This is a genomic window from Vreelandella lutescens (assembly GCF_014640815.1).
GTDB classification, from domain to species: Bacteria; Pseudomonadota; Gammaproteobacteria; order Pseudomonadales; family Halomonadaceae; genus Vreelandella; species Vreelandella lutescens.
On sequence record NZ_BMHM01000004.1, the window covers coordinates 409,450 to 428,678 of the forward strand.

Here is a 19,229-nt window from a genome sequence, read left to right on the forward strand (position 1 = left end):
GCCTAGGCACGGTGACCTTTTATGCTAGCGGTATTGCTTCGTTTAGAGCATCAGTTAACCCGTATTGCCCTGATGATTGCTGTGTTGATGCTGGTCATATCGGTCACGCTCAGCTTCTATCAGGTGCTTACGCGATTTTTGTTTAATGCGCCCTCTACCTGGACAGAAGTGGCGTCTAGAACGTCCATGATTTGGTGTGTGTTTATGGCCGCTGCCGCCACGTTTCGCGGTGGCTATATGATGGCGGTCGAGGTCATCTATAAATGGATGCCTGCGCGTCTGCTCATGATGCTGGAAGTGGCGATTGTGCTGTGCTGCCTATTGGTATTGGGCGTGTTAGTGCACTACGGCATTCAAATGACGCTGCGAGTGAATAGCCAAGTGATGTCGGGCATGAACATTTCCATGTCCTGGGCCTATGCCGCGATTCCCATGGGCGCTAGCTTTGCGATGGTATCAGTGATCGCCCGTTTAGCCGCGCAGCTCAGTGGCCGCGAGAAGGTAGGGCCAGAAAACAGCGAAGTGCTGACCGATGAGCCAACGTCCGCCCATGCGTCGCGTTCCAAAGAAGGAGCGTCCTCATGAATATGGTGATTGGACTCTCGCTAATTGTGCTCTTTACCTTTGGCGTGCCGATTGCGATCTCTATCGTGCTCGCCTCTATTATTGGCATTGAATTCTTTACGCGCCTGCCGTTATTACTTGTTCCACAGCAGATGTTTATTGGTATTGATAAGTTTCCGCTGATGGCGATACCGTTCTTTATTCTGGCGGGTAACTTAATGGCCGCCGGGGGCATTTCACAGCGCTTGGTGGACCTTGCTAAATCCATCGTTGGGCGCGTGCAAGGCGGCCTTGCCATGTCGTGCGTTTTAACGTGCATGATGTTTGCCGCGGTGTCCGGCTCCAGCGTGGCCACCACCTTTGCCATTGGTGCCATTCTGATTCCAGCTATGGTGAAGCACGGCTATCCCAAACCGCTAGCGGCCTCTATTCAGGCATCATCGGCGGAACTGGGCGTGCTGATTCCCCCCTCTATTCCGCTGATTCTGTATGGCGTGAGTACCGATACCTCCATTGGGCAGCTGTTTCTGGCCGGTATTGGGCCCGGCATTTTGATTGGTGTGGCGCTTATCATCTTTCTTTACCTGTTCTGTAAAGTGCGTGGCTACGGTAAAGACGATTACAAAGACAGCACCGGTTTTATGATTTCGCTGAAGCGTGCCTGGGTGGCGCTGCTGATGCCGGTGGTGGTGATCGGCGGGATTTACGGAGGGATTTTTACCCCCACTGAAGCGTCGGCCGTGGCGGTGTTTTTCGCACTCATTGTGGGCGCGTTCTATTACCGCGAGTTAAAGCTTGCTGACCTAGGGCCTATCCTGCGCCAAAGCGTGATCTCAACGGCGGCGGTGATGCTGATTATTGCGTCGGCCGCGCTGTTCAGCTTTTTGTTAAGCCGCACAGGCTTACCGGCGCAAATTGCCACGCTGGTGACCAACACCATTGAAAGCCCAATGATGTTCTTACTGGTCGTCAACGCGCTGCTGCTGATTGTGGGTATGTTTATTGAAACATCGGCGGCCATATTAGTGCTGGCCCCGATACTCACGCCGATCGCGATTCAGTTTGGCATCCACCCGGTCCATTTTGGCCTGGTGATGGTGGTGAACTTAGCGCTGGGCATGATTACCCCACCGCTCGGTGTGAACCTGTTTGCCGCCTGTGCCGTTGCCAAGATCTCCATTGATCAAATGCTGCCATGGCTGGTGCGCTTTGTGCTCGTGGTACTGGCGTGTTTGATGGCGATTACCTACATGCCGTGGATTTCGATGGGGTTAGTGAACATTTTTTACGGCTAGTGTTGTGCAGAACGTGCTTGATCGAGAGTGTTTATAGATAAATAGATAAATAGAAGCGACGCCCGTGCCGTTAGCGCAGGCGTCGTTGACCCATAATAATCACAATAATGGAGTGCTGAATGTCATTGAATATAACGCTACCGCCAGCGCAGGCGTTTATTGGCGGCGAGTGGGTTGATACCGCCGACACGTTATCCGTCGAAGCCCCCTCCACAGGAGAGCCGCTAGCCCACATCGCACGTAGCCAGCAAGGTGAAGTCGATGCGGCGGTTCAGGCGGCTCGCCTTGCGTTTTCGGGCCAGTTAGGCGAGTGGGCCAGTTGGTCGGCCCGCCAGCGCAGCCTGTGGCTGCTGCGGTTTGCCGATGCGATAGAAGCCAATCACGCGCGCCTAGCACAGCTTGAGTGCGCCGATACCGGTAAGCCGATGACCCAAGCGCAGGGCGATATTGCCGCCTGTGCTCGCTACTTCCGGTTCTATGGCGGTGCGGCGGATAAGCTCCACGGTGAAACCATTCCGTTTGAAAATGATTTTGCCGTGATGACCCTGCGTGAACCTTACGGCGTGTGCGCGCAAATCATTCCCTGGAACTACCCATCGCAAATCTTTGGGCGCTGCGTGGCGGCGGCGTTAGCAGCGGGCAATACGGTGGTACTCAAGCCTGCAGAAGATGCCTGCCTCAGCGTGCTGGGGTTAGTGGAGCTGGCCGCTGCCCATGGCTTACCCGCGGGGGCACTGAACGTGGTGCCGGGGCTAGGTCGCGAGGCGGGCGCTGCGCTAGCGGCGCATCCGAAGATCGACCATCTGTCGTTTACCGGCTCGCCGGAAACCGGCACCCAGGTGGCCCAGGCGGCCGCTGTGCATCACGTGCCGGTAACGCTGGAATTAGGCGGTAAATCGCCCCAGGTGGTGTTTGCCGATGCGGATCTGGATGCGGCGCTGCCCGCGATTGTGCGCGGCATTGTGCAAAACGCTGGGCAAACCTGTTCGGCAGGCAGCCGCTTGCTGGTGCAGCGCGACATCGCCGACCGTGTGGTGGCGGACCTTTGCAAACGCTTTGCGGCGCTGCGCTGTGATGCAGGCGAGGCCGACGCCGACTGCGGGCCGCTGATTAATGCCCGCCAAAAAGCCAAGCTGGCGTCGCGTTTAACGGCGGCTGAAGCAGACGGCATTTGTATTGCCGCGATAGGGCAGTTAGCGCCCAGTGCTCCCTCTGGCGGGCACTTTGTGCTCCCGCAACTGCTGACGAACATTCCAGAGGGCCATGAAGTGCTGCGTGAAGAGCTGTTTGGGCCCGTGCTGGTGGTGCAGATCTTTGACGACGAAGCGCATGCGCTGACGCTCGCCAACGCCACTGATTTTGGTTTGTGTGCCGGGGTGTGGACTCGCGACGGAGGGAGGCAACTGCGTCTAGCGAAGGGCATTCGTAGCGGCCAGGTGTTTATTAATAACTATGGGGCCGCCGGCGGGGTAGAGCTGCCGTTTGGTGGGGTAGGGCGTTCAGGCCATGGCCGTGAAAAAGGCTTTGAAGGCCTGCGTAGCTACACGCGCATCAAAACCGTCGCTATCAAACACTAAGCGCCATTGTCGGCCAGGAGATAACAATGACCCATGTACGGCAGGTAGGTCTCATCGGTGTTGGGTTAATGGGCCACGGTCTTGCCAGCAGTTTGCTACGGGCAGGCCATCACGTGAGTTTTCTTGAGCATCCCGGTAATCAACCCGTGGAGGACTTGCTGGCAGCGGGGGCTACCGCGCTACCGTCAGGAAAAGCGGTGGCGCAAAGCGTGGATGTGGTGATTTTATGCGTGACCGGCTCGCCACAGGTAGAGGCGGTGCTGTTTGAGCCCAACGGCGTATTAGAAGGCTTGAAGCCCAATGGCGTGGTGGTGGATTGCTCTACCGCGCTGCCCAGCTCAACAGCCCAGGTAGCGGCTAAAGTAGTGAAGGCGGGCGGGCGCTTTATGGACGCCGCAATGACACGCACGCCGAAAGAGGCTGCAGAAGGGCGGCTAAACCTCATTGTTGGCGCACCTAAAGCGCTGTTTGACGACATGCACCCATTACTGGAAGCGTTTGCAGAGAACATTGCTTATGCCGGTGAGGTGGGGGCAGGCCATACGCTGAAGCTGCTGCATAATTTTGTTTCATTGGGCTTTTCCGCCGTGTTGGCGGAGGCCACTGCGGCCTCCCGAAAAGCGGGTATCGGTGCCGATGCGCTGTTGGAAGTCTTGGGTGCTGGCGGCGGAGGTGGTGTGGTACTGGAGCGCCTACGCCCTTACATTGCCAACAATGATCCCTCGGGCTTTCGGTTTAGCGTGGCGAATGCCAGTAAAGATTTAGGCTACTACCACACCATGACCCATGATCTGGCGGTAGAGGGGAGCATTGCGGCTGCCGTGCGGGATTTATATCAATCCGTAGAAGAGCAGCAGCTATCCATACCGGAAGTGATTGGTGTGTTAGAGCGCCGCTAGCTATTCCTAGCTATCCAGCAGGATTAGGCGCGGCATACGCCGCCAAAAACACATCCACGGCACTGATGATCTGCTGCTTCAGCTCTTCATCCGAAGGAGGTGTGCGAACACCCATCCGCACCTCCTTAATCAGCATACCCTGCCACATGCTGCAGAGCTGGTCGGCGGCGCGTTCAGGAGCAGGCAGGCTCAGGTGGCCTGCGTTGGCTAACCCTTCCAGCTTTTCTTGTAACCACTGGCTGATGGCCCAGGGGCCCGCTTCAAAAAATGCCTGCAACAGTTTGGGGTGCTGCTCACCTTGGTTGCTCATCACTCGCTCGACCGCCAGCACATGGGGTTCTAGTAAGAAGCGCACCATGCTCACACCCACATCGATCAGCGACTGGCGCACCGCATCGTGTGTGTCAGGGAGCTGCCCCAAGCCTTGGCGGATAGAGGCGGTTTCCCGTCGAATGACGCTCCCAAACAACGCCTCTTTAGTGGCAAAGTGCCCGTATACCGTCACTTTGGACACGCCTGCCTCTCGAGCAACGGCCTCCATGGTGACGGCTTCCAGGCCATTACGGAAAAATAGGCAGGCCGCGGCGTCCATCATGGCATCGCGTTTCGCCATGTCTTTGGGGCGGCCTGCGCCGCGTTTTTGGTCAGGCGACGGCACTCGAGCGTCTGTCATGCAATAAACCCATGCCCATACGTAAATAATTATTGAACGGCGGCGTACACATATTATAGTGAACGGTATCGTTCAAGAATAAACTATTTCGAGGCCAACATGGGCACGCTAAAGACTTCCTGGGGCCACCGGCTACGCGGCTTGCTGGCAGCACTGCTGATGATAGGTGCTACGCTAGCCGTGGTGGCGTTGCTCACCAGCCATCACAGCAACGCTCAGCAGGCGCGCCAGCAGGGGGCTGACAACGCCTTGCTTCAGGTAGCGACTCAGACGCTGGCCCAGGCAGAAGCACTGCGGCGGCAGGTACGCTTAACTGGCCGGGTGGTGGCGCGTCAGTCGGTCGCGTTAGCCTTTGAACCCGCTGGCCGGGTGCAGAGCGTTCTGGCTGAGCGTGGAGATGCCGTCGAGCAGGGGGACGTGCTTGCCAGCCTGGATACCCGTCGCCTGGAGAGCCGCCTAGCCGAAGTGGAAGCGCGCAGCGAAGAAGCCCGCGCCAGCTTGGCTCTTGCCCAGCGCCAGGAAGAGCGCGAAGCGCAGCTTAACCAGAGCAACTTTGCCAGCCGCACGGCGCTGGACCAAGCCCGCACCGACCGTTTAACCCTGCAAGCACGTCTCTCCGCTCTGGCGGCCGAGCGCGATAGCCTCACGGCCGATTTAGAAGACAGCACCCTTAAAGCCCCTTTCGCAGGACGAGTGGTCGAGCGCCATATCGATGTGGGTAGCTTGGTAAGCAGCGGCACGGCGGCGTTCGATTTAGTCGATACGCGTCAGCTAGAGGCACATCTTGGCCTGCCTGCGCGGCTGGTGGCGACGTTTGCCGTAGGAGAGTCCGTGACGCTGCAGGTGAACGGCCAAACAATAGAGGGGGAAGTACGTGCCCGGCTGCCGCAAGTGGATGACGACAGCCGCACGCAAACCCTGGTGGTCACGATGCGCAGCAACCATCGTGCGGTGCCGGGCGACCTGGCCGAGCTGAGCTACGCGATGACCGAGCCCGCCCACGGCTACTGGGTGCCGCTGGAGGCGCTGCGTGCCGCCGACCGTGGCCTATGGAACGTGCTGATTGCCGAGCCGTTGGAGGATGAGCGTTACCGTGTCGCGCACGCTAGCGTTGAGCTTTTGCATACTGAAGGCGACGAAGCATTTGTGCGTGGCACGTTGTCACCCGGTATGCGGCTCATTCGCAGTGGCACTCACCGCATCACCCCGGGGCAGCAGGTCACACTCAGCGAGGACGTGGCTCATGCAGCGCATTGAGTGGTTGTTTAATCGCCGCCTGCTGGCGCTGTCACTTGGCTTGCTCATTGTGGCCGGGCTATCGGCTATTCAAACGCTTCCCCGCGCGGAAGACCCTCATCTGGTAGCGCGTATTGCCACTGTGTTGGCAGCGTATCCGGGAGCGACGCCTGAACAAATCGAAGCGTTGGTGGCACGTCCTCTCGAACAGGAGCTGCGCACCATTGCTGAAATCGATATTTTGGAATCTACCTCGCGGCAAGGCATCGCTGTGCTCAGCCTGGAACTGAATGACGCGGTCACGAATGTCGCTCCGGTATGGAGCCGCGTGCGAGACAAGCTCAGCGATGTAGCGCCCTCGCTGCCGGAAGGTGTTCAAACTCCTGAACTGTTGGATGACCGCGGTTACGCGTTCAGTATCGTGGCCGCGCTACGCTGGACGCTGGACACCCCGCCCAGCCCACAATTAATGGGGCGCTATGCCGAACGCTTAGAGGATCAGTTTCGACAGCTCGCAGGGACGGAGTACACCCACCGTTTTGGCGTCGCCGGTGAGCAGGTCGAGGTGATGGTCGACCCGCTGGAGCTGAATGCGTTAGGGCTCTCGGTTGGTCAGCTTGCCAGAGCCATTGAGGCAAGCGACGGTCGGCGCACCGCGGGCGAAGTGATCACTCAAGGGCATCGGCTCACGGTAGGCTTAAGCGGCGAGTTTGATGCGTTAGATCGGCTGCGGGAGATCAACGTGACCACCCGGCAGGGCCAAAGCGTGAAGCTGGGGGAAATTGCCGAGCTGCGCCGTGGCGTTCAAGACCCACCCCAAGCAGTGGCGCTGCTGAATGGCGAGCGGGCCGTGTTTGTGGGTGCTCGCATGGCACCTGGCCAGCGTATTGATGCTTGGGTAGAGCGTGCCCAGGCCCAAATGGCGGCGTTTTCCGAGCAACTGCCGATAGGGCTGGCGGTAGAAGAGGTCTTTGAGCAAGCCAGCTATACCAATCAACGCCTGAGTGATGTGGCACTTAGCCTGTTAATGGGCTTGGTGCTGGTCGTGGCACTGCTCTTTCTCACGATGGGCTGGCGCTCTGCCATCACCGTTGGGCTGGCCATTCCGGCCACGGCACTGTTGACGTTAGCGCTGTTCCGGCCGCTAGGCATGGAAATTCACCAGATGAGCATTATCGGCATTATTGTCGCGCTTGGGCTGATGGTGGATAACGCGATTGTGATGACCAATGCCTTACGGGAACGCTTTCTCCAGGGCGATTCAGCGCTGGCTGCCACCCGCGATGCGCTGCGCCATTTAGCGGTGCCGCTGCTTGCCAGTACGCTCACCACTATTTTGGCGTTTATGCCGATTGTATTGATGCCGGGCCCCGCTGGGGAGTTTGTGGGTCCACTGGCGATGGCGGTCATGGTGGCGCTGGTCAGCTCATATTTAATTTCACTGTTCCTGGTGCCCGCGCTGTCGCCCATGCTGCTCGCCAAAGTGGCTGCCCATCCTCCCGCCCCGCGTGATAACGCGATGAAGCAGGCTTTTCGCGGTGCAGTGCGTAGTGCGCTGCGCCATCCCGTTGCCGCCATGGTCATCACGCTGTGCGTGCCGGTAGGTGGCATGGCGCTAATGCCAACGCTGGATGTGGCATTCTTTCCTCCCGCCGACCGTGACCAGTTTCACGTTGAGGTACGCTTGCCCGCTGCCAGCAGCATCGCTCAAACAGAAGCGCTGGCCCATGAGGTAGAGCGCATGGTGCGAGAGGTGTCTGGGGTGGTGCGCGTCTCATCGTTCATCGGTGAAAGCGCGCCGATGATGTACTACAACGTCATGACGAACGAGGACAATAACCCGGCGTTTCTGCATCTGATTGTTGATACGACGTCATTAGAGGCCACCAATCAGCAGGTGCCAGGGCTGCAGCAAGCACTGGATCAGCGCTTTCCTCAAGCCCAAAGCGTGGTGCGCAAATATGAGCAAGGCCCGCCTTTTAAAGCGCCTATTGAGTTGCGTGTGTATGGCGATGATTTAGAGGTGCTCTCATCTCTGGGGCTCGAACTGGCAGGGTTGATGCACCAGCTCCCTCAGGTGACCCACGTGCGCGCCGGTATGCAGCAAGATTTGCCCCGGCTAATGCTGAATATCGACCACACCGCATTAAGCGATGTGGGGCTATCGTCGCAGGATCTGGCAGAGCAAGTAGGCGCTGCGCTCTCCGGCCAGCCTGCGGGCATCCTGCTGGAAGACACGCAGCAACTGCCAGTGCGGGTACGTTATGCCGATGCATGGCGCACCGATACGGAGCAGTTAGCAGCTTTGCGCCTTGTCAGCGATCAGGTGAGTGAAGGCTTGCCACTCGCTGCTGTGGCCGAGAGCTCTCTGGCCCCTTCGTGGAGTGTGATAACCCGCCGGAATGCGGAGCGCGTGCAGCTGGTGCAAGGCTACCTAGTAGCCGATGCGCTGCCCGCCATCTCCATGGCACAGCTAGATGCCAAGCTCCAGGCGGCAATAGACGCGGGCGACATCAGCGTGCCCGCCGGCTATCGGATTGAAACGGGCGGAGAAGCCGCCGAGCGCGATGAAGCGGTAGGCCAGCTGCTTGCCTCGGTCGTGCTGCTGGTGATTGCCATGGTGGCCACCGTGGTGCTGGCCTTTAACTCTTTCCGCCGTGCCGCCATTGTGTTTATCGCAGGGGCGCAGGCCATGGGGATGGGCATTGTGGCCCTGCTGATGAGTGGCCACGCCTTTGGCTTCGTGATTATCGTCGGCATTATGGGGCTAGTGGGGGTGGCGATTAACGCCACGATCATTATCATTGCCGCCTTCGATGACGACCCTGCCGCCCGCCAAGGTGATATGGAAGCGATGCTCGCGGTGATTAGTGGCCCCACAAGCCGACACATTGTGTCTACCACCATCACGACCTTTGCAGGGTTGATCCCGCTGATGATTGCCTCTGGCGGCTTATGGCCGCCCTTCGCGCAAACCGTTGGGTTTGGTCTACTCTTGGCCACGCTGGTGTCGTTTTTCTTTACGCCAGCGCTTTACCGGCTTTGGGTCGCGAGAGCCGCAGCATAAGGGCGCGCCTTTTCGCTTATGGATAACGTGAGCTATATTGCTATTTAGTAAACTAGCGTACTCTTTATGTAATGGCATGATGGCCAGTGCGTAAGAGTGACGCATCGCCGACAGGCTAATCGCGCTTGGATCACTGCTCGTTTCTGGGATGAAACGGCCCGAGTGCAGGCATTCATTGGATGAAATATGGTAGAGACACAGCAAGAAATAGAGCAAGGAGTGCCGCTGCCTCTTAGCGAACCCAGCAGTCAGGCCGTTGCGGTACTCAGTGGCCTTCCCGAAGGAGAAGGCATTCGGATTTTGGATGTGAGCGCGGAGTATGTTCAGTTTTGGGGAGGCGAACGCGACCACTGGCTAGGCGCTGAGCCTAAGATTGTTCATCAAACGGCCGCGAACAAGCAGTTGCTCCATCAGCTCAATAGCGCGCTGGCCTGCGGTAAGCTCAGCCTGGGCTGCTCCATGTCAGGGTTAGACCATGCCGATGAAGCGCCGTGCTCCAACGCACCAAGGCCACTGATAGAGTGGCGCGTGACGGCCATGTCGATGCCCGGCTATGCCGATAACGTGCTGGTGCTGGTCCAGCGTGATATCACTAAACGGGTCGAAAAAGAGGCCGAGTTAAAACGTCTCGCCACCACCGATATGCTTACCGGCCTGATGAATCGCTCCCGATTCGATCATCTGTTAAAACACGAGCTAGGGCGCTTGAACCGCTATGTGCGGCCGTTTTCGCTCATTATGCTCGATATCGACTACTTCAAGACGATCAACGATAGCCAAGGCCATGATGTGGGCGACCAGGTGCTGCGCGCCTTAGCGACGCTTTTGGAAGACAACCTGCGCACCGCCGATTACTGCGCTCGATGGGGTGGGGAAGAGTTTGTGATTCTTGCTCCAGAGACATCTCTCAAACAGGCGGCTCAGCTGGCCGAGAAAATCCGCCAGCGCATCAGAAACGCCTCCTTTCCAGGGGCCGATCCGGTCACCGTGAGTCTTGGAGTGGCGGAAGCCGCTGCCAGGGACACCATTAAAAGCGTGATGAAGCGAGTCGATAACGCGCTCTATCAAGCAAAAGAGAGCGGGCGAGACAGGGTGGCGTGTTAGCAAAATGGCGTGTTAGCAAAAAGGGGCCAAGAGGCCCCTTTCGTCGTTTTGAGCGATGGCTCCGCTTAGCGCGTCGCAGCCAGCGAGGTGGCAGTGGAGTGATCCACCGCATCCGCGAGCATTTCAGCGGTAATCGCAGAAAGCGTCCAGCCCAGGTGGCCGTGGCCGGTATTGTAGAAAACGGTCGGCAACTTGCCGGGGCCGACTTTGGGCAGCATGTTCGGCATCATGGGGCGCAGGCCTGCCCAAGGCACCACTCGCTGGGTACTCACGCCAGGGAAGCACTGCTCCACCCAGCGCACTAGCGGCTGAATCCGGTCGTTACGAATATCGCGGTTCGCGCCGTTAAACTCAGCGGTACCGGCCACGCGGAAGCGGTCGTTACCCAAGCGGCTGGTGACGAGTTTGGTTTCGTCATCCAACAGGCTGACCGTGGGCGCGGCCTGCTGCGAGGCTGCATCGTCCAGCTGCACGGTGATGGAGTAGCCTTTGACCGGGTAGATGTTAACGCGGTCGCCTAGCTTGGCGGCGATGGCGCGACTGCCGACCCCGGCACACACCACCACGCTATCAAAGCTTTGGTGTACTTCCTCGCCATCGACCAAAGCGCTGACCCAAGCACTGTTTTCGTCTGCACCGAGGTCGGTTACCTGATGGCCGTAGTTAAGTTTCACACCGCGTTTAGCAGCGGCTTTTGCCAACCCGTTGGTGTACTTGTGAATATCCCCGGTGGCGTCGCTTTCGGTAAAGAACCCGCCGTAGTAGCTGCCTGCTAGCGTGGGCTCGATGGCGCGCATCTCTTCTGGCGTCACGGCGCGGCGCTCAAGCCCGCCTTGGTGCAGCAGCTGTGAGACCTTAGCGGCATGCTCGTAGCCCGCTTTATCGCGGTAGATATGCAGAATGCCTTTCTGCTTCACGTCAAAATCGATCTGCTCGTCTTGGGCCCACTGAAACAGGTGTTCCCGAGCCGCAATGGCGAGGCGCGTTGTTTCGGTGGTGTTATCGGCGTAGCGGGGAATGGCAGCGATAAATTCCGCAAACCAGCTTAACTTGTGCCAAGTAGGGCGAGGGTTGACGAGCAGCGGAGCGTCGTTTTTCAGCATCCAGCGCAGGCCTTTGATGACCGTGGGCCAGTGGTTCCACACTTCTGCGTTGGAGGCAGAAAGCTGCCCGCCGTTGGCAAACGAGGTTTCCATCGCCGCGTAGCGATGTTTTTCAAACACAGTGACGTCGAAGCCGCGTTTCGCGAGGGCGTAGGCGCTGGTAATACCGGTGATGCCACCGCCAATAATTGCAATGCGTTGCATGAGTCTCTCCACAGATTGTATGAGCGTCGGGCGATACCCCCAGCAAACGTGTTTGCTAGGCGTACCCCTTCCGTCATGGAACCTGAGAGATTCACGCCGATGATGTGGCGCTTGCTCCTTCGGTGGGCTGAGTGACGCAGTCATCAACCGCTCTTCGGAACGTAATGGTAAAAACGTTAGCAGTTGCGGTCCGTTGGCCTGAGAGTTTCCGGGGTCGTTGCTCCTTCGGCGCTGGTGTCGTGCACCAGTCTCTCCCGCAAATGCGTACTTAACGTTGTAACGCGGCAGTGCTAAAAAGGGAATAGGCGAAAGGTGGAAGCCGCTCCGCTTAATCACGTGGCTTTGCCAGTTTGCGTGTTTTCACACACAATGCCCGCTATCTTCAACTCGCTATTTTCGATCAATTATCTTCAAGCAATGGACAACGCGCATGCAGGCAAACGGATTTTTTGAGGGTATCGGCGAGGCGATTGGCGACGCCATTCGCGTCGTAGTGGAGTTTTTGGTGGGGATCTTCACCAACTTTTTCGGTGCCTTTGACGACTTTATCGGCGGGCTAACGCGTTCGCTGGGGATCAACGACTCGTTTTTAAGCCTAGCCATACTGCTGATTGGCCTGCTGGTGCTATGGGGCGGGCTACGTGCGTTTCTGCGTGGCTCCATCATTGGCGGCATTTTCCGCACGCTAATTGGCCTATTTATCCTGTCGTGGCTGATGATGTAGCACCCCGACCACCGACCCACGCCTGCGCAACGCCGCAGGCGATCACTAGCCCACAGCCGCTTAACTGCAGCGGCGAAAGCGCTTCGCCAAACAGGCTCCAGCCAAAAATCACCACCGCCACCGGCTCACAGTAAGCCAGCGTACCGTAGAGGGCGGTGGGCAGGCGGTTAATCGCCATCACCGCGCACAGCAGCGCCAAAAAACCGGGCACAAGGCCAGCGGCCAACAACCAGGGCACTTGCCACGTGCTGGCCGTAAGCCCTGCTGGCTGCCATAGCGCAAACGGCAAGATCACCAGCGCCCCGACCGCCAGCTGCCAGAAGGCGCAGGTGCGGTCATCCAGGTGGCGCGGCAATCGGCGGTTCGCCAGGATAAAACCGCTGTAGGCCAGCATGGCCGCTAAGCCAAAACCCATGCCGATCACGTCCTGCTGATCGTCAAGGTTGAGCCGAAACTCCTGCATCATCGCGAACCCAAACAGCGCCAAGCCAATAAGCGAAACCTGCGCCGCTGTCAGCCGCTCGTTAAACAGCGCGTGGGCTGCGATAGCCGCCACAATCGGCGCGAGATACACCATCAAAATGGCGTTGGCCATTTGGGTGTAGTTCATCGCCTGCACGTAAAACAGGATGAACGCCGCCAGCAAACTACCGCTAATCACCACCTGCCGCCCCGGCAGCGTAGTGAGTCCCGAATGGCGTTTGGTCAGCAGCAAATAGCCGAGCAAAAACAGCGCCCCTAACCCCAATCGGTAGAAGGTAATGCTCTCCGCATTCAGCCCGGTGATGCGCGAGATCACGCCGATGGTGGCCATGCCCACGGCAGCCACCACCGCTAGCAATAGGCTGGAAGGGGCAATGGCGAAGGAAGAAGTTGGTGGTGGCATGTGTGTCGTCCTTGAGCGAGTTTCATGCGCCTATGACGCATTGTCATTTGCTTCTTTGGTGCATTTTGTCATCATTTGCACTCTTTTTGTGCAAAGGCGAGTGCGATGAAAACGTATCTTGGCAAGATGCGCGGAGAACGAACGCCGCGCCCCCGGGTAGGCTGGCAGGATGCCTGCTGGTCGTGGCTGGGTGCCTTTAGTGGCATGGCGCTGATTTGCTGGCTAAGTGCCGAGTGGCTCTCCCAACAGCTGTTGATCGTGGGCTCGTTCGGGGCAACCTCGGTGCTAATTTACGCCGCCCCGGAAAGCCCGTTTGCCCAGCCAAGCCACGTGCTGTTTGGCAGCGTGCTCTCTGCCTGTGTGGGGGTGGGCTGCTATCAACTGCTGGGCGCCACGCCGCTCTCCATGGCACTGGCGGTGTCGCTCTCCATTTTGGTCATGCAGCTTACCCATACCGTTCACCCGCCAGGGGCTGCCGCTGCGCTGATTGCCGTCGCGGGCGGTGCCAGCGTGCATCAGTTGGGCTGGTGGTATCCGCTGATTCCCATTGGCGCAGGCTGCATTGTCATGCTGGTGGTGGCAATCTTGATCAATAACTTGGCGCGCCACCGCCGCTATCCGCGCTACTGGTAGCGCTGTAGCTGCTCTTCCAGGGCAAAAATATGCGCATCCTCGGTACCCAGCTCGCGCAGCGCTTGGGCTAGGTTCAGCAAGTAAGCGCTGTTGGGGCCGCTGGGGCCGTGGGCTTGGGCAATTTGCTGGGCGATATCGGCCAGCGGGGCATCGCCTAAAAACGCCGGGTTGTCCTCGCTGGCCAGATAAATCAGCCCCTCGCTAGGCGCTTGGTCGGCGTCAGGGTTACCCGCCTCATCCAAAAACGTCAGCGTGACTTTTTCCCGCAGGTAGCCGTTTTTCTCCCGCACATCCAACGGTGCGAGTACCTCTGGGGTGATGCGGTAGGCCATGCCATGACATACCGCGCCTTCGGCACGAATCAGCGTCGCCACACGCCCCGGTGCTTCCGGCGTGCCGCGGTGGTCGTGGGAGCCCTGCCAGAAGCGCCGCGCCCAGCCGGTAATGGCCGCAGGCCGACGCTCTAAATAGTCAAAATCGGCCTTCCAAATCAACGAGCCGTAGCCAAAGAGCCAGATATCCGCATGGCCGTCGAAGAAGTTTCTTTGCTGGTTTAACGTCGTGGTATCAAGCAACATAAGCGATCTAAATTTGTGACCAAAGTGGCTGCACGCGCATGGCGTTAACGGTGGTTCATCATCCGGGTTATACGATTAATTTACCAGCCAATCACCCCTTCCCCATGGAAAAGTTTCGGGTGCTTCGGCAGCTATTGGGCGAGCAAACGCTGGCCTGCCCCATCGAGTGGCACACGCCCCAACCGGCCACCCTCGAAAGCCTGCAACGCGTGCACACCCGTGACTATGTTCAGGCGTTTTTGCACGGCCAGCTTGATCGTGCCGCTCAGCGGCGCAGCGGGTTTGTGTGGTCTGAAGCCTTGGTGGAACGAGTGCGGCTGGAAACCGGCGGCACGCTGCTCACCCTGGAAGCGGCCCTGACCACCGGGCTTGCCTGCAACTCGGCGGGCGGCACGCACCACGCCCATGCGGATGCCGCTAGCGGCTACTGTTTGATTAACGATTTAGCCGTGGCCGCCGCCCACGCGCTGGCGCAGGGCTGGGTAGAGCGGGTGCTGATCGTGGATTGCGACGTGCATCAAGGCGATGGCACCGCGCGATTGTTTGCCAATGAGCCCGGCGTGTTTACGTTTTCCATGCACGCGGCGCGTAACTTCCCCGCCCGCAAAGCAAAAAGCGACCTGGATATCGCCCTGCCCAACGGCATGGAGGATGCTGCGTATCTAGCCGAACTCGCTTCTTGGCTACCGGGGTTACTCGCCGCTTACCAGCCGGACGTGGTGCTCTATGATGCGGGCGTGGACGTGCATCACGATGACCGCCTGGGCTACTTATCGCTAAGCAGCGACGGGCTCTATGCCCGGGATCACTACGTGCTGAACCTCTGTCGCGAGTCTGACATTCCCGTCGCGGCGGTCATCGGCGGCGGCTACGACCGCGATATCACCGCCCTCGCCACACGCCACGCCCAGCTGCACCGGGCCGCTGCGGATGTGCTGATGATGTAACGCCCTCTTTCAGAAAAAGGATAGAAAACGATGCGCGCCATTTTTTTGGTAGATAACGGCTCCAAACGCCCACAGGCCACCCATAACCTGCGTCGGGTGGCCGCAGCGTTAAGTGAACAGCTGGGGGAGACCGTGCAGGCAGCCTCGCTGCTGCACTCCAATAAAATCCCCGCTGAAGAGGTGGATGGCATACCCGCCATTACCCTCGGCCCCGCTGCCGAACGCAGCGCTGAGGCGGGGGCCACCGAGATTATCGTGCTGCCGTTTTTCTTCGGGCCTAGCCAAGCGCTGACCGGCTACCTGCCCGAGCGAATGGCCGCGCTACAGGCGCGTTTCCCTAACGTGTCGGTGCGGGTTGCTCAGCCGCTGGTGGATGAGCTGGGAAATAACGACCTGCGCTTGGCACAGCTGTTGGCTGATAACGTACGTGCGCAGCTGCCTGAACAAGGCGCTGCCAAGGTCGCGCTGGTGGATCACGGCAGCCCCATCCCCGACGTTACCGCCGTGCGCAACCGCTTAGCTGGGCAGTTGAGCGTGCTGCTGGGCGACGAAGTGCGCTGCGTGGCAGCGGCCTCCATGGAGCGCCGGGAAGGTGACGAGTACCGCTTTAACGAGCCACTGTTGGAGCGCTTGCTGGATAAGCCTGAATTCAACAGCAGCAACGTGGTGCTGGCGATGCTGTTTCTCTCCCCAGGCCGTCATGCCGGCGAGGGTGGTGATATTGCCGAGATTTGCGCCGCCGCCGAACAGCGCCACACCGGGTTGAAAGTGACGACCACCGCGCTGGTAGGCGAGCACCAGGGGATTGTTGAGATTTTACATTCACGCCTGCGCCAAGCGCTTGACGGAGAACGCTTTCTGCTAGAAATGCCTGCACACGCTTCAGATGCCCGGTAAAGGAAGGTAAAGAGGGGAGATGTAACGTCGCCCAAAGGCGCGTAGAATCGCGGGCTTTTGCAAGCGTGCTCGTTTCTCAATCAGCGCTTCCTCGTTAACCAGGGCTTATATCTTGATCGCAACCGCCAATATCACCATGCAGTTTGGGGCCAAGCCCCTGTTTGAAAACGTTTCCGTCAAATTTAATAACGGCAATCGCTACGGTTTGATTGGCGCGAATGGTTGCGGTAAGTCCACCTTCATGAAAATTCTCGGTGGTGAGCTGGAGCCCTCGTCTGGGCAGGTGATGCTGGATAGCAGCACCCGGCTGGGTAAGCTGCGCCAGGACCAGTTTGCCTATGAGAACGAGCGGGTCATCGACACCGTTATCATGGGCAACGCCGAGCTGTGGAAAGTGGCCGCCGAGCGTGAACGTATCTATTCGCTGCCCGAAATGAGCGAAGAAGACGGCATGGCCGTGGCGGATCTAGAAGTGCGCTACGCCGAACTGGATGGCTACACCGCGGAGTCCCGCGCGGGCGAGCTGCTGCTAGGCCTGGGTATTCCTATCGAACAACACACCGGCCCCATGAGCGAAGTTGCCCCCGGCTGGAAGCTGCGCGTGCTGCTGGCCCAGGCGCTGTTCTCCGACCCGGACGTGCTGCTGCTGGACGAACCTACCAACCACCTGGATATCAACACCATCCGCTGGCTGGAAGAGATTTTAAAAGCGCGTAGCAGCACCATGGTGATTATTTCCCACGACCGTCACTTCCTGAACAGCGTGTGTACCCACATGGCGGATCTGGATTACGGCGAAATCACCCTGTTCCCCGGCAACTACGACGACTACATGACGGCCGCCACCGCTGCCCGTGAGCGTCAGCACTCTGATAACGCCAAGAAGAAAGCGCAAATTGCCGAGCTGCAGCAGTTCGTCAGCCGCTTCTCGGCCAACGCCTCTAAAGCGAAGCAGGCCACCTCGAGGGCGCGCCAGATCGATAAAATTAAGCTGGAAGATATCAAACCCTCCAGCCGGGTGAGCCCGTTTATCCGCTTTGATCAAAACAAGAAGATCCACCGCAACGCGGTGAACGTGGATGCGATTACCAAAGGCTACGACGGCGAGCCGCTGTTCAAGCGCTTTTCCATGACCGTCGAAGCGGGCGAGCGCATTGCCATTATCGGCCCTAACGGCATTGGCAAAACCACGCTGCTGAAAACCCTGGGCGGGGATCTACGCCCAGACGCCGGTGAAGTGAAGTGGACCGACGCCGCCGAGCTAGGCATCTTTGCCCAAGACCATGCCGATGACTTCGCCAATGACGCCACGCTGTTTGAGTGGATGGGCCAGTGGACCAAAGGCGGTGAGCAAGTAGTACGCGGCGCGCTGGGCCGCATGCTGTTCTCAAGCGACGACATTAATAAGTCGGTGAAGGTGATTTCTGGGGGTGAGCAGGGCCGTATGCTATTTGGCAAGCTAACGCTCACCAACCCTAACGTACTGCTGATGGACGAGCCCACCAACCACCTGGATATGGAATCTATTGAAGCGCTCAACCTAGCGCTGGAGAACTACCCCGGCACGCTGCTGTTCGTCAGCCACGACCGGGAGTTTGTTTCCAGCCTCGCCACGCGCATCATTGATATGCAGCCGGATGGCATCGTCGATTTTAGCGGCAGCTACGATGACTACCTGCGCAGCCAAGGCGTGGTGTAGTCGCGCCTAGCCTATAATCTGAGCGTAAGTAGACTCTGTTGCTGGCTCTTTATCGGCATCCAGCATGTCGCCGCTGAAGGTCTCGTTCATCTCCTTGGCGAGCTCCACATACACGTGCATCTGCTGATTGCGGCGTTTATGCAGCGGCGGTTTTACCAGCAGGCTAACCCCACGAATGGGCTCGTGGGTTTCCCCTCGCAGCAGGTCAGGCATCTCACCAGGTGGGAAAGCGTTGGCTACGGTGATCGGGTTAGACGCCTGCTGGCCATCGATTAAAAACACCTTCTTGATCGCGTCGTAATGGGCGCCCTTACCGCGCAGCCACTCGGTTAAGCGTTCATCGGTGGTGACATCCGGCTGGTTGAAAATGACGAACAGCGAGTGCTGCTTGACCTTTCCAGTGCGCTTAGCGGGGGCGGGAGGCGGCTCTTCCGCTGGCGGCGGCGTAGGCGCCGCGACTGGTGCCGGTGCCTCTGCTGCCTCGGCTTTGGCCTTGGCGCGGCGACGTTTGGGCAGCACGACATAAGCGAAGATCACTACGGCCACCACGCCTAACAGCAGAGAGGCAAAGGCCAGCAGCACGGGAAGAGAGAATGTATCCATGGGGTGAAACCCTTTTGTTAGTTAACACCTAGGCTCTATTTACAGGTTCTGTTTAATCGCAAAATGGTGGCATTGAGTGCCAGCGCCAGAGCAACCCACAGCCAGTAAGGCACCATCAGCCACGCGGCGAGGGTATTCACCTGGGCAAACAGGCCGATGGCCAGCGTAATCAATCCTAACAGCAGCACGATATCTGCTAGAGCAGCGCCGATCTGCTTGCGCCCGAAGAACAGCCAAGACCACGCCGCATTGGCCAACAGCTGCACGCCATACACAGCCAAGCTGGCGCTGCGCAGTGGCGAGTCGTCCGCCATATAAATCCGCCAAGCTGCAATCGCCATCAACAGATAGAGAATACCCCAGGCAATGGGAAAGGCCAGGTCAGGCGGTGTCCAGCGGGGTTTGCGCAGCGCCCTGTACCAGCCATCAGGGCGAAAACGTGCGCCTGTTGCCGCAGCTGCACCCACCAGCAGTAAGGATACCAGCAGCGCTAAGAGCGAACCGAGCATGTGCCACCTATTCGTGAAGACGATACGTCGC

General features: G+C 58.7%; 18 protein-coding genes and 2 riboswitches. Of the genes, 12 read left to right on the top strand and 6 right to left on the bottom strand.

Annotation, left to right across the window (positions count from 1 at the left end):
* Window positions 1–21 precede the first annotated feature (21 nt).
* The 4 genes from IEW65_RS12540 to IEW65_RS12555 all read left to right on the top strand — a co-directional run bounded on the left by IEW65_RS12540 (window position 22) and on the right by IEW65_RS12555 (window position 4,335).
* Window positions 22–585, top strand: a complete 564-nt coding sequence (locus IEW65_RS12540) for a TRAP transporter small permease (protein ID WP_188639805.1) — start codon at window positions 22–24, stop codon at window positions 583–585.
* Window positions 582–1,859, top strand: coding sequence for a TRAP transporter large permease (locus IEW65_RS12545; protein ID WP_188639806.1), 1,278 nt, complete (start codon window positions 582–584; stop codon window positions 1,857–1,859). Before IEW65_RS12540 ends, IEW65_RS12545 begins: the two co-directional genes overlap by 4 nt.
* A gap of 119 nt (window positions 1,860–1,978) precedes the next feature.
* Window positions 1,979–3,436: an aldehyde dehydrogenase family protein gene (locus IEW65_RS12550; RefSeq protein ID WP_188639807.1), complete on the top strand. Its 1,458-nt coding sequence runs from the start codon at window positions 1,979–1,981 to the stop codon at window positions 3,434–3,436.
* Between the two features lie 26 nt (window positions 3,437–3,462).
* Window positions 3,463–4,335, top strand: coding sequence for an NAD(P)-dependent oxidoreductase (locus IEW65_RS12555; protein WP_188639808.1), 873 nt, complete (start codon window positions 3,463–3,465; stop codon window positions 4,333–4,335).
* Between the two features lie 10 nt (window positions 4,336–4,345).
* Here the strand turns inward: IEW65_RS12555 and IEW65_RS12560 are convergent, their stop codons facing one another.
* Window positions 4,346–5,008: a TetR/AcrR family transcriptional regulator gene (locus IEW65_RS12560; RefSeq protein ID WP_188639809.1), complete on the bottom strand. Its 663-nt coding sequence runs from the start codon at window positions 5,006–5,008 to the stop codon at window positions 4,346–4,348.
* A gap of 99 nt (window positions 5,009–5,107) precedes the next feature.
* Between IEW65_RS12560 and IEW65_RS12565 the strand changes: the two genes are divergently transcribed.
* The 3 genes from IEW65_RS12565 to IEW65_RS12575 all read left to right on the top strand — a co-directional run bounded on the left by IEW65_RS12565 (window position 5,108) and on the right by IEW65_RS12575 (window position 10,415).
* Window positions 5,108–6,265, top strand: coding sequence for an efflux RND transporter periplasmic adaptor subunit (locus tag IEW65_RS12565; protein ID WP_188639810.1), 1,158 nt, complete (start codon window positions 5,108–5,110; stop codon window positions 6,263–6,265).
* On the top strand, window positions 6,252–9,311 hold the full coding sequence (locus IEW65_RS12570; protein WP_188639811.1) for an efflux RND transporter permease subunit: 3,060 nt from the start codon (window positions 6,252–6,254) through the stop codon (window positions 9,309–9,311). Before IEW65_RS12565 ends, IEW65_RS12570 begins: the two co-directional genes overlap by 14 nt.
* 186 nt (window positions 9,312–9,497) lie before the next feature.
* Window positions 9,498–10,415, top strand: a complete 918-nt coding sequence (locus tag IEW65_RS12575) for a GGDEF domain-containing protein (RefSeq protein WP_188639812.1) — start codon at window positions 9,498–9,500, stop codon at window positions 10,413–10,415.
* A gap of 65 nt (window positions 10,416–10,480) precedes the next feature.
* On the opposite strand, the gene IEW65_RS12580 is transcribed toward IEW65_RS12575, so the two are convergent.
* Window positions 10,481–11,722: a D-amino acid dehydrogenase gene (locus tag IEW65_RS12580; protein WP_188639813.1), complete on the bottom strand. Its 1,242-nt coding sequence runs from the start codon at window positions 11,720–11,722 to the stop codon at window positions 10,481–10,483.
* Between the two features lie 60 nt (window positions 11,723–11,782).
* Window positions 11,783–11,890: riboswitch (glycine riboswitch) on the bottom strand.
* 8 nt (window positions 11,891–11,898) lie between these two features.
* Window positions 11,899–11,989: riboswitch (glycine riboswitch) on the bottom strand.
* Window positions 11,990–12,152: 163 nt separating this feature from the next.
* Here IEW65_RS12580 and IEW65_RS12585 point away from each other — a divergent pair.
* Window positions 12,153–12,446, top strand: a complete 294-nt coding sequence (locus IEW65_RS12585; RefSeq protein ID WP_188639814.1) for a hypothetical protein — start codon at window positions 12,153–12,155, stop codon at window positions 12,444–12,446.
* On the opposite strand, the gene IEW65_RS12590 is transcribed toward IEW65_RS12585, so the two are convergent.
* Window positions 12,421–13,332 (bottom strand): DMT family transporter, encoded by a 912-nt coding sequence (locus tag IEW65_RS12590; RefSeq protein ID WP_188639815.1) that lies wholly within the window; start codon window positions 13,330–13,332, stop codon window positions 12,421–12,423. The two genes, IEW65_RS12585 and IEW65_RS12590, sit on opposite strands and share 26 nt — an antisense overlap.
* 105 nt (window positions 13,333–13,437) lie before the next feature.
* On the opposite strand from IEW65_RS12590, the gene IEW65_RS12595 reads away from it, so the two are divergent.
* Entirely contained in the window at window positions 13,438–13,965 is a 528-nt protein-coding gene (locus IEW65_RS12595; RefSeq protein WP_188639816.1) for an HPP family protein, read from the top strand.
* Here the strand turns inward: IEW65_RS12595 and IEW65_RS12600 are convergent.
* Window positions 13,956–14,543: a gamma-glutamylcyclotransferase gene (locus IEW65_RS12600; protein ID WP_188639817.1), complete on the bottom strand. Its 588-nt coding sequence runs from the start codon at window positions 14,541–14,543 to the stop codon at window positions 13,956–13,958. The two genes, IEW65_RS12595 and IEW65_RS12600, sit on opposite strands and share 10 nt — an antisense overlap.
* Before the next feature lie 38 nt (window positions 14,544–14,581).
* Here IEW65_RS12600 and IEW65_RS12605 point away from each other — a divergent pair, with 38 nt between their 5' ends.
* From IEW65_RS12605 to IEW65_RS12615, 3 genes are all read left to right on the top strand, one after another.
* Complete coding sequence (locus IEW65_RS12605; RefSeq protein ID WP_188639818.1) at window positions 14,582–15,490, top strand: histone deacetylase family protein; 909 nt, start codon at window positions 14,582–14,584, stop codon at window positions 15,488–15,490.
* A gap of 30 nt (window positions 15,491–15,520) precedes the next feature.
* Entirely contained in the window at window positions 15,521–16,387 is an 867-nt protein-coding gene (locus IEW65_RS12610) for a sirohydrochlorin chelatase (RefSeq protein WP_188639819.1), read from the top strand.
* 112 nt (window positions 16,388–16,499) lie between these two features.
* A complete protein-coding gene (locus IEW65_RS12615; protein WP_188639820.1) occupies window positions 16,500–18,086 on the top strand; it encodes an ABC-F family ATPase in 1,587 nt (528 codons plus the stop codon).
* Between the two features lie 6 nt (window positions 18,087–18,092).
* Here the strand turns inward: IEW65_RS12615 and IEW65_RS12620 are convergent, their stop codons facing one another.
* Both IEW65_RS12620 and IEW65_RS12625 read right to left on the bottom strand, forming a co-directional pair.
* Window positions 18,093–18,689 carry a cell division protein ZipA C-terminal FtsZ-binding domain-containing protein gene (locus tag IEW65_RS12620; RefSeq protein WP_188639821.1) on the bottom strand — a complete coding sequence of 199 codons (597 nt, stop codon included), beginning with the start codon at window positions 18,687–18,689 and terminating at the stop codon, window positions 18,093–18,095.
* A 35-nt stretch (window positions 18,690–18,724) separates the two neighbouring features.
* Window positions 18,725–19,198 (bottom strand): TspO/MBR family protein, encoded by a 474-nt coding sequence (locus IEW65_RS12625; RefSeq protein WP_188639822.1) that lies wholly within the window; start codon window positions 19,196–19,198, stop codon window positions 18,725–18,727.
* Window positions 19,199–19,229 lie beyond the last annotated feature (31 nt).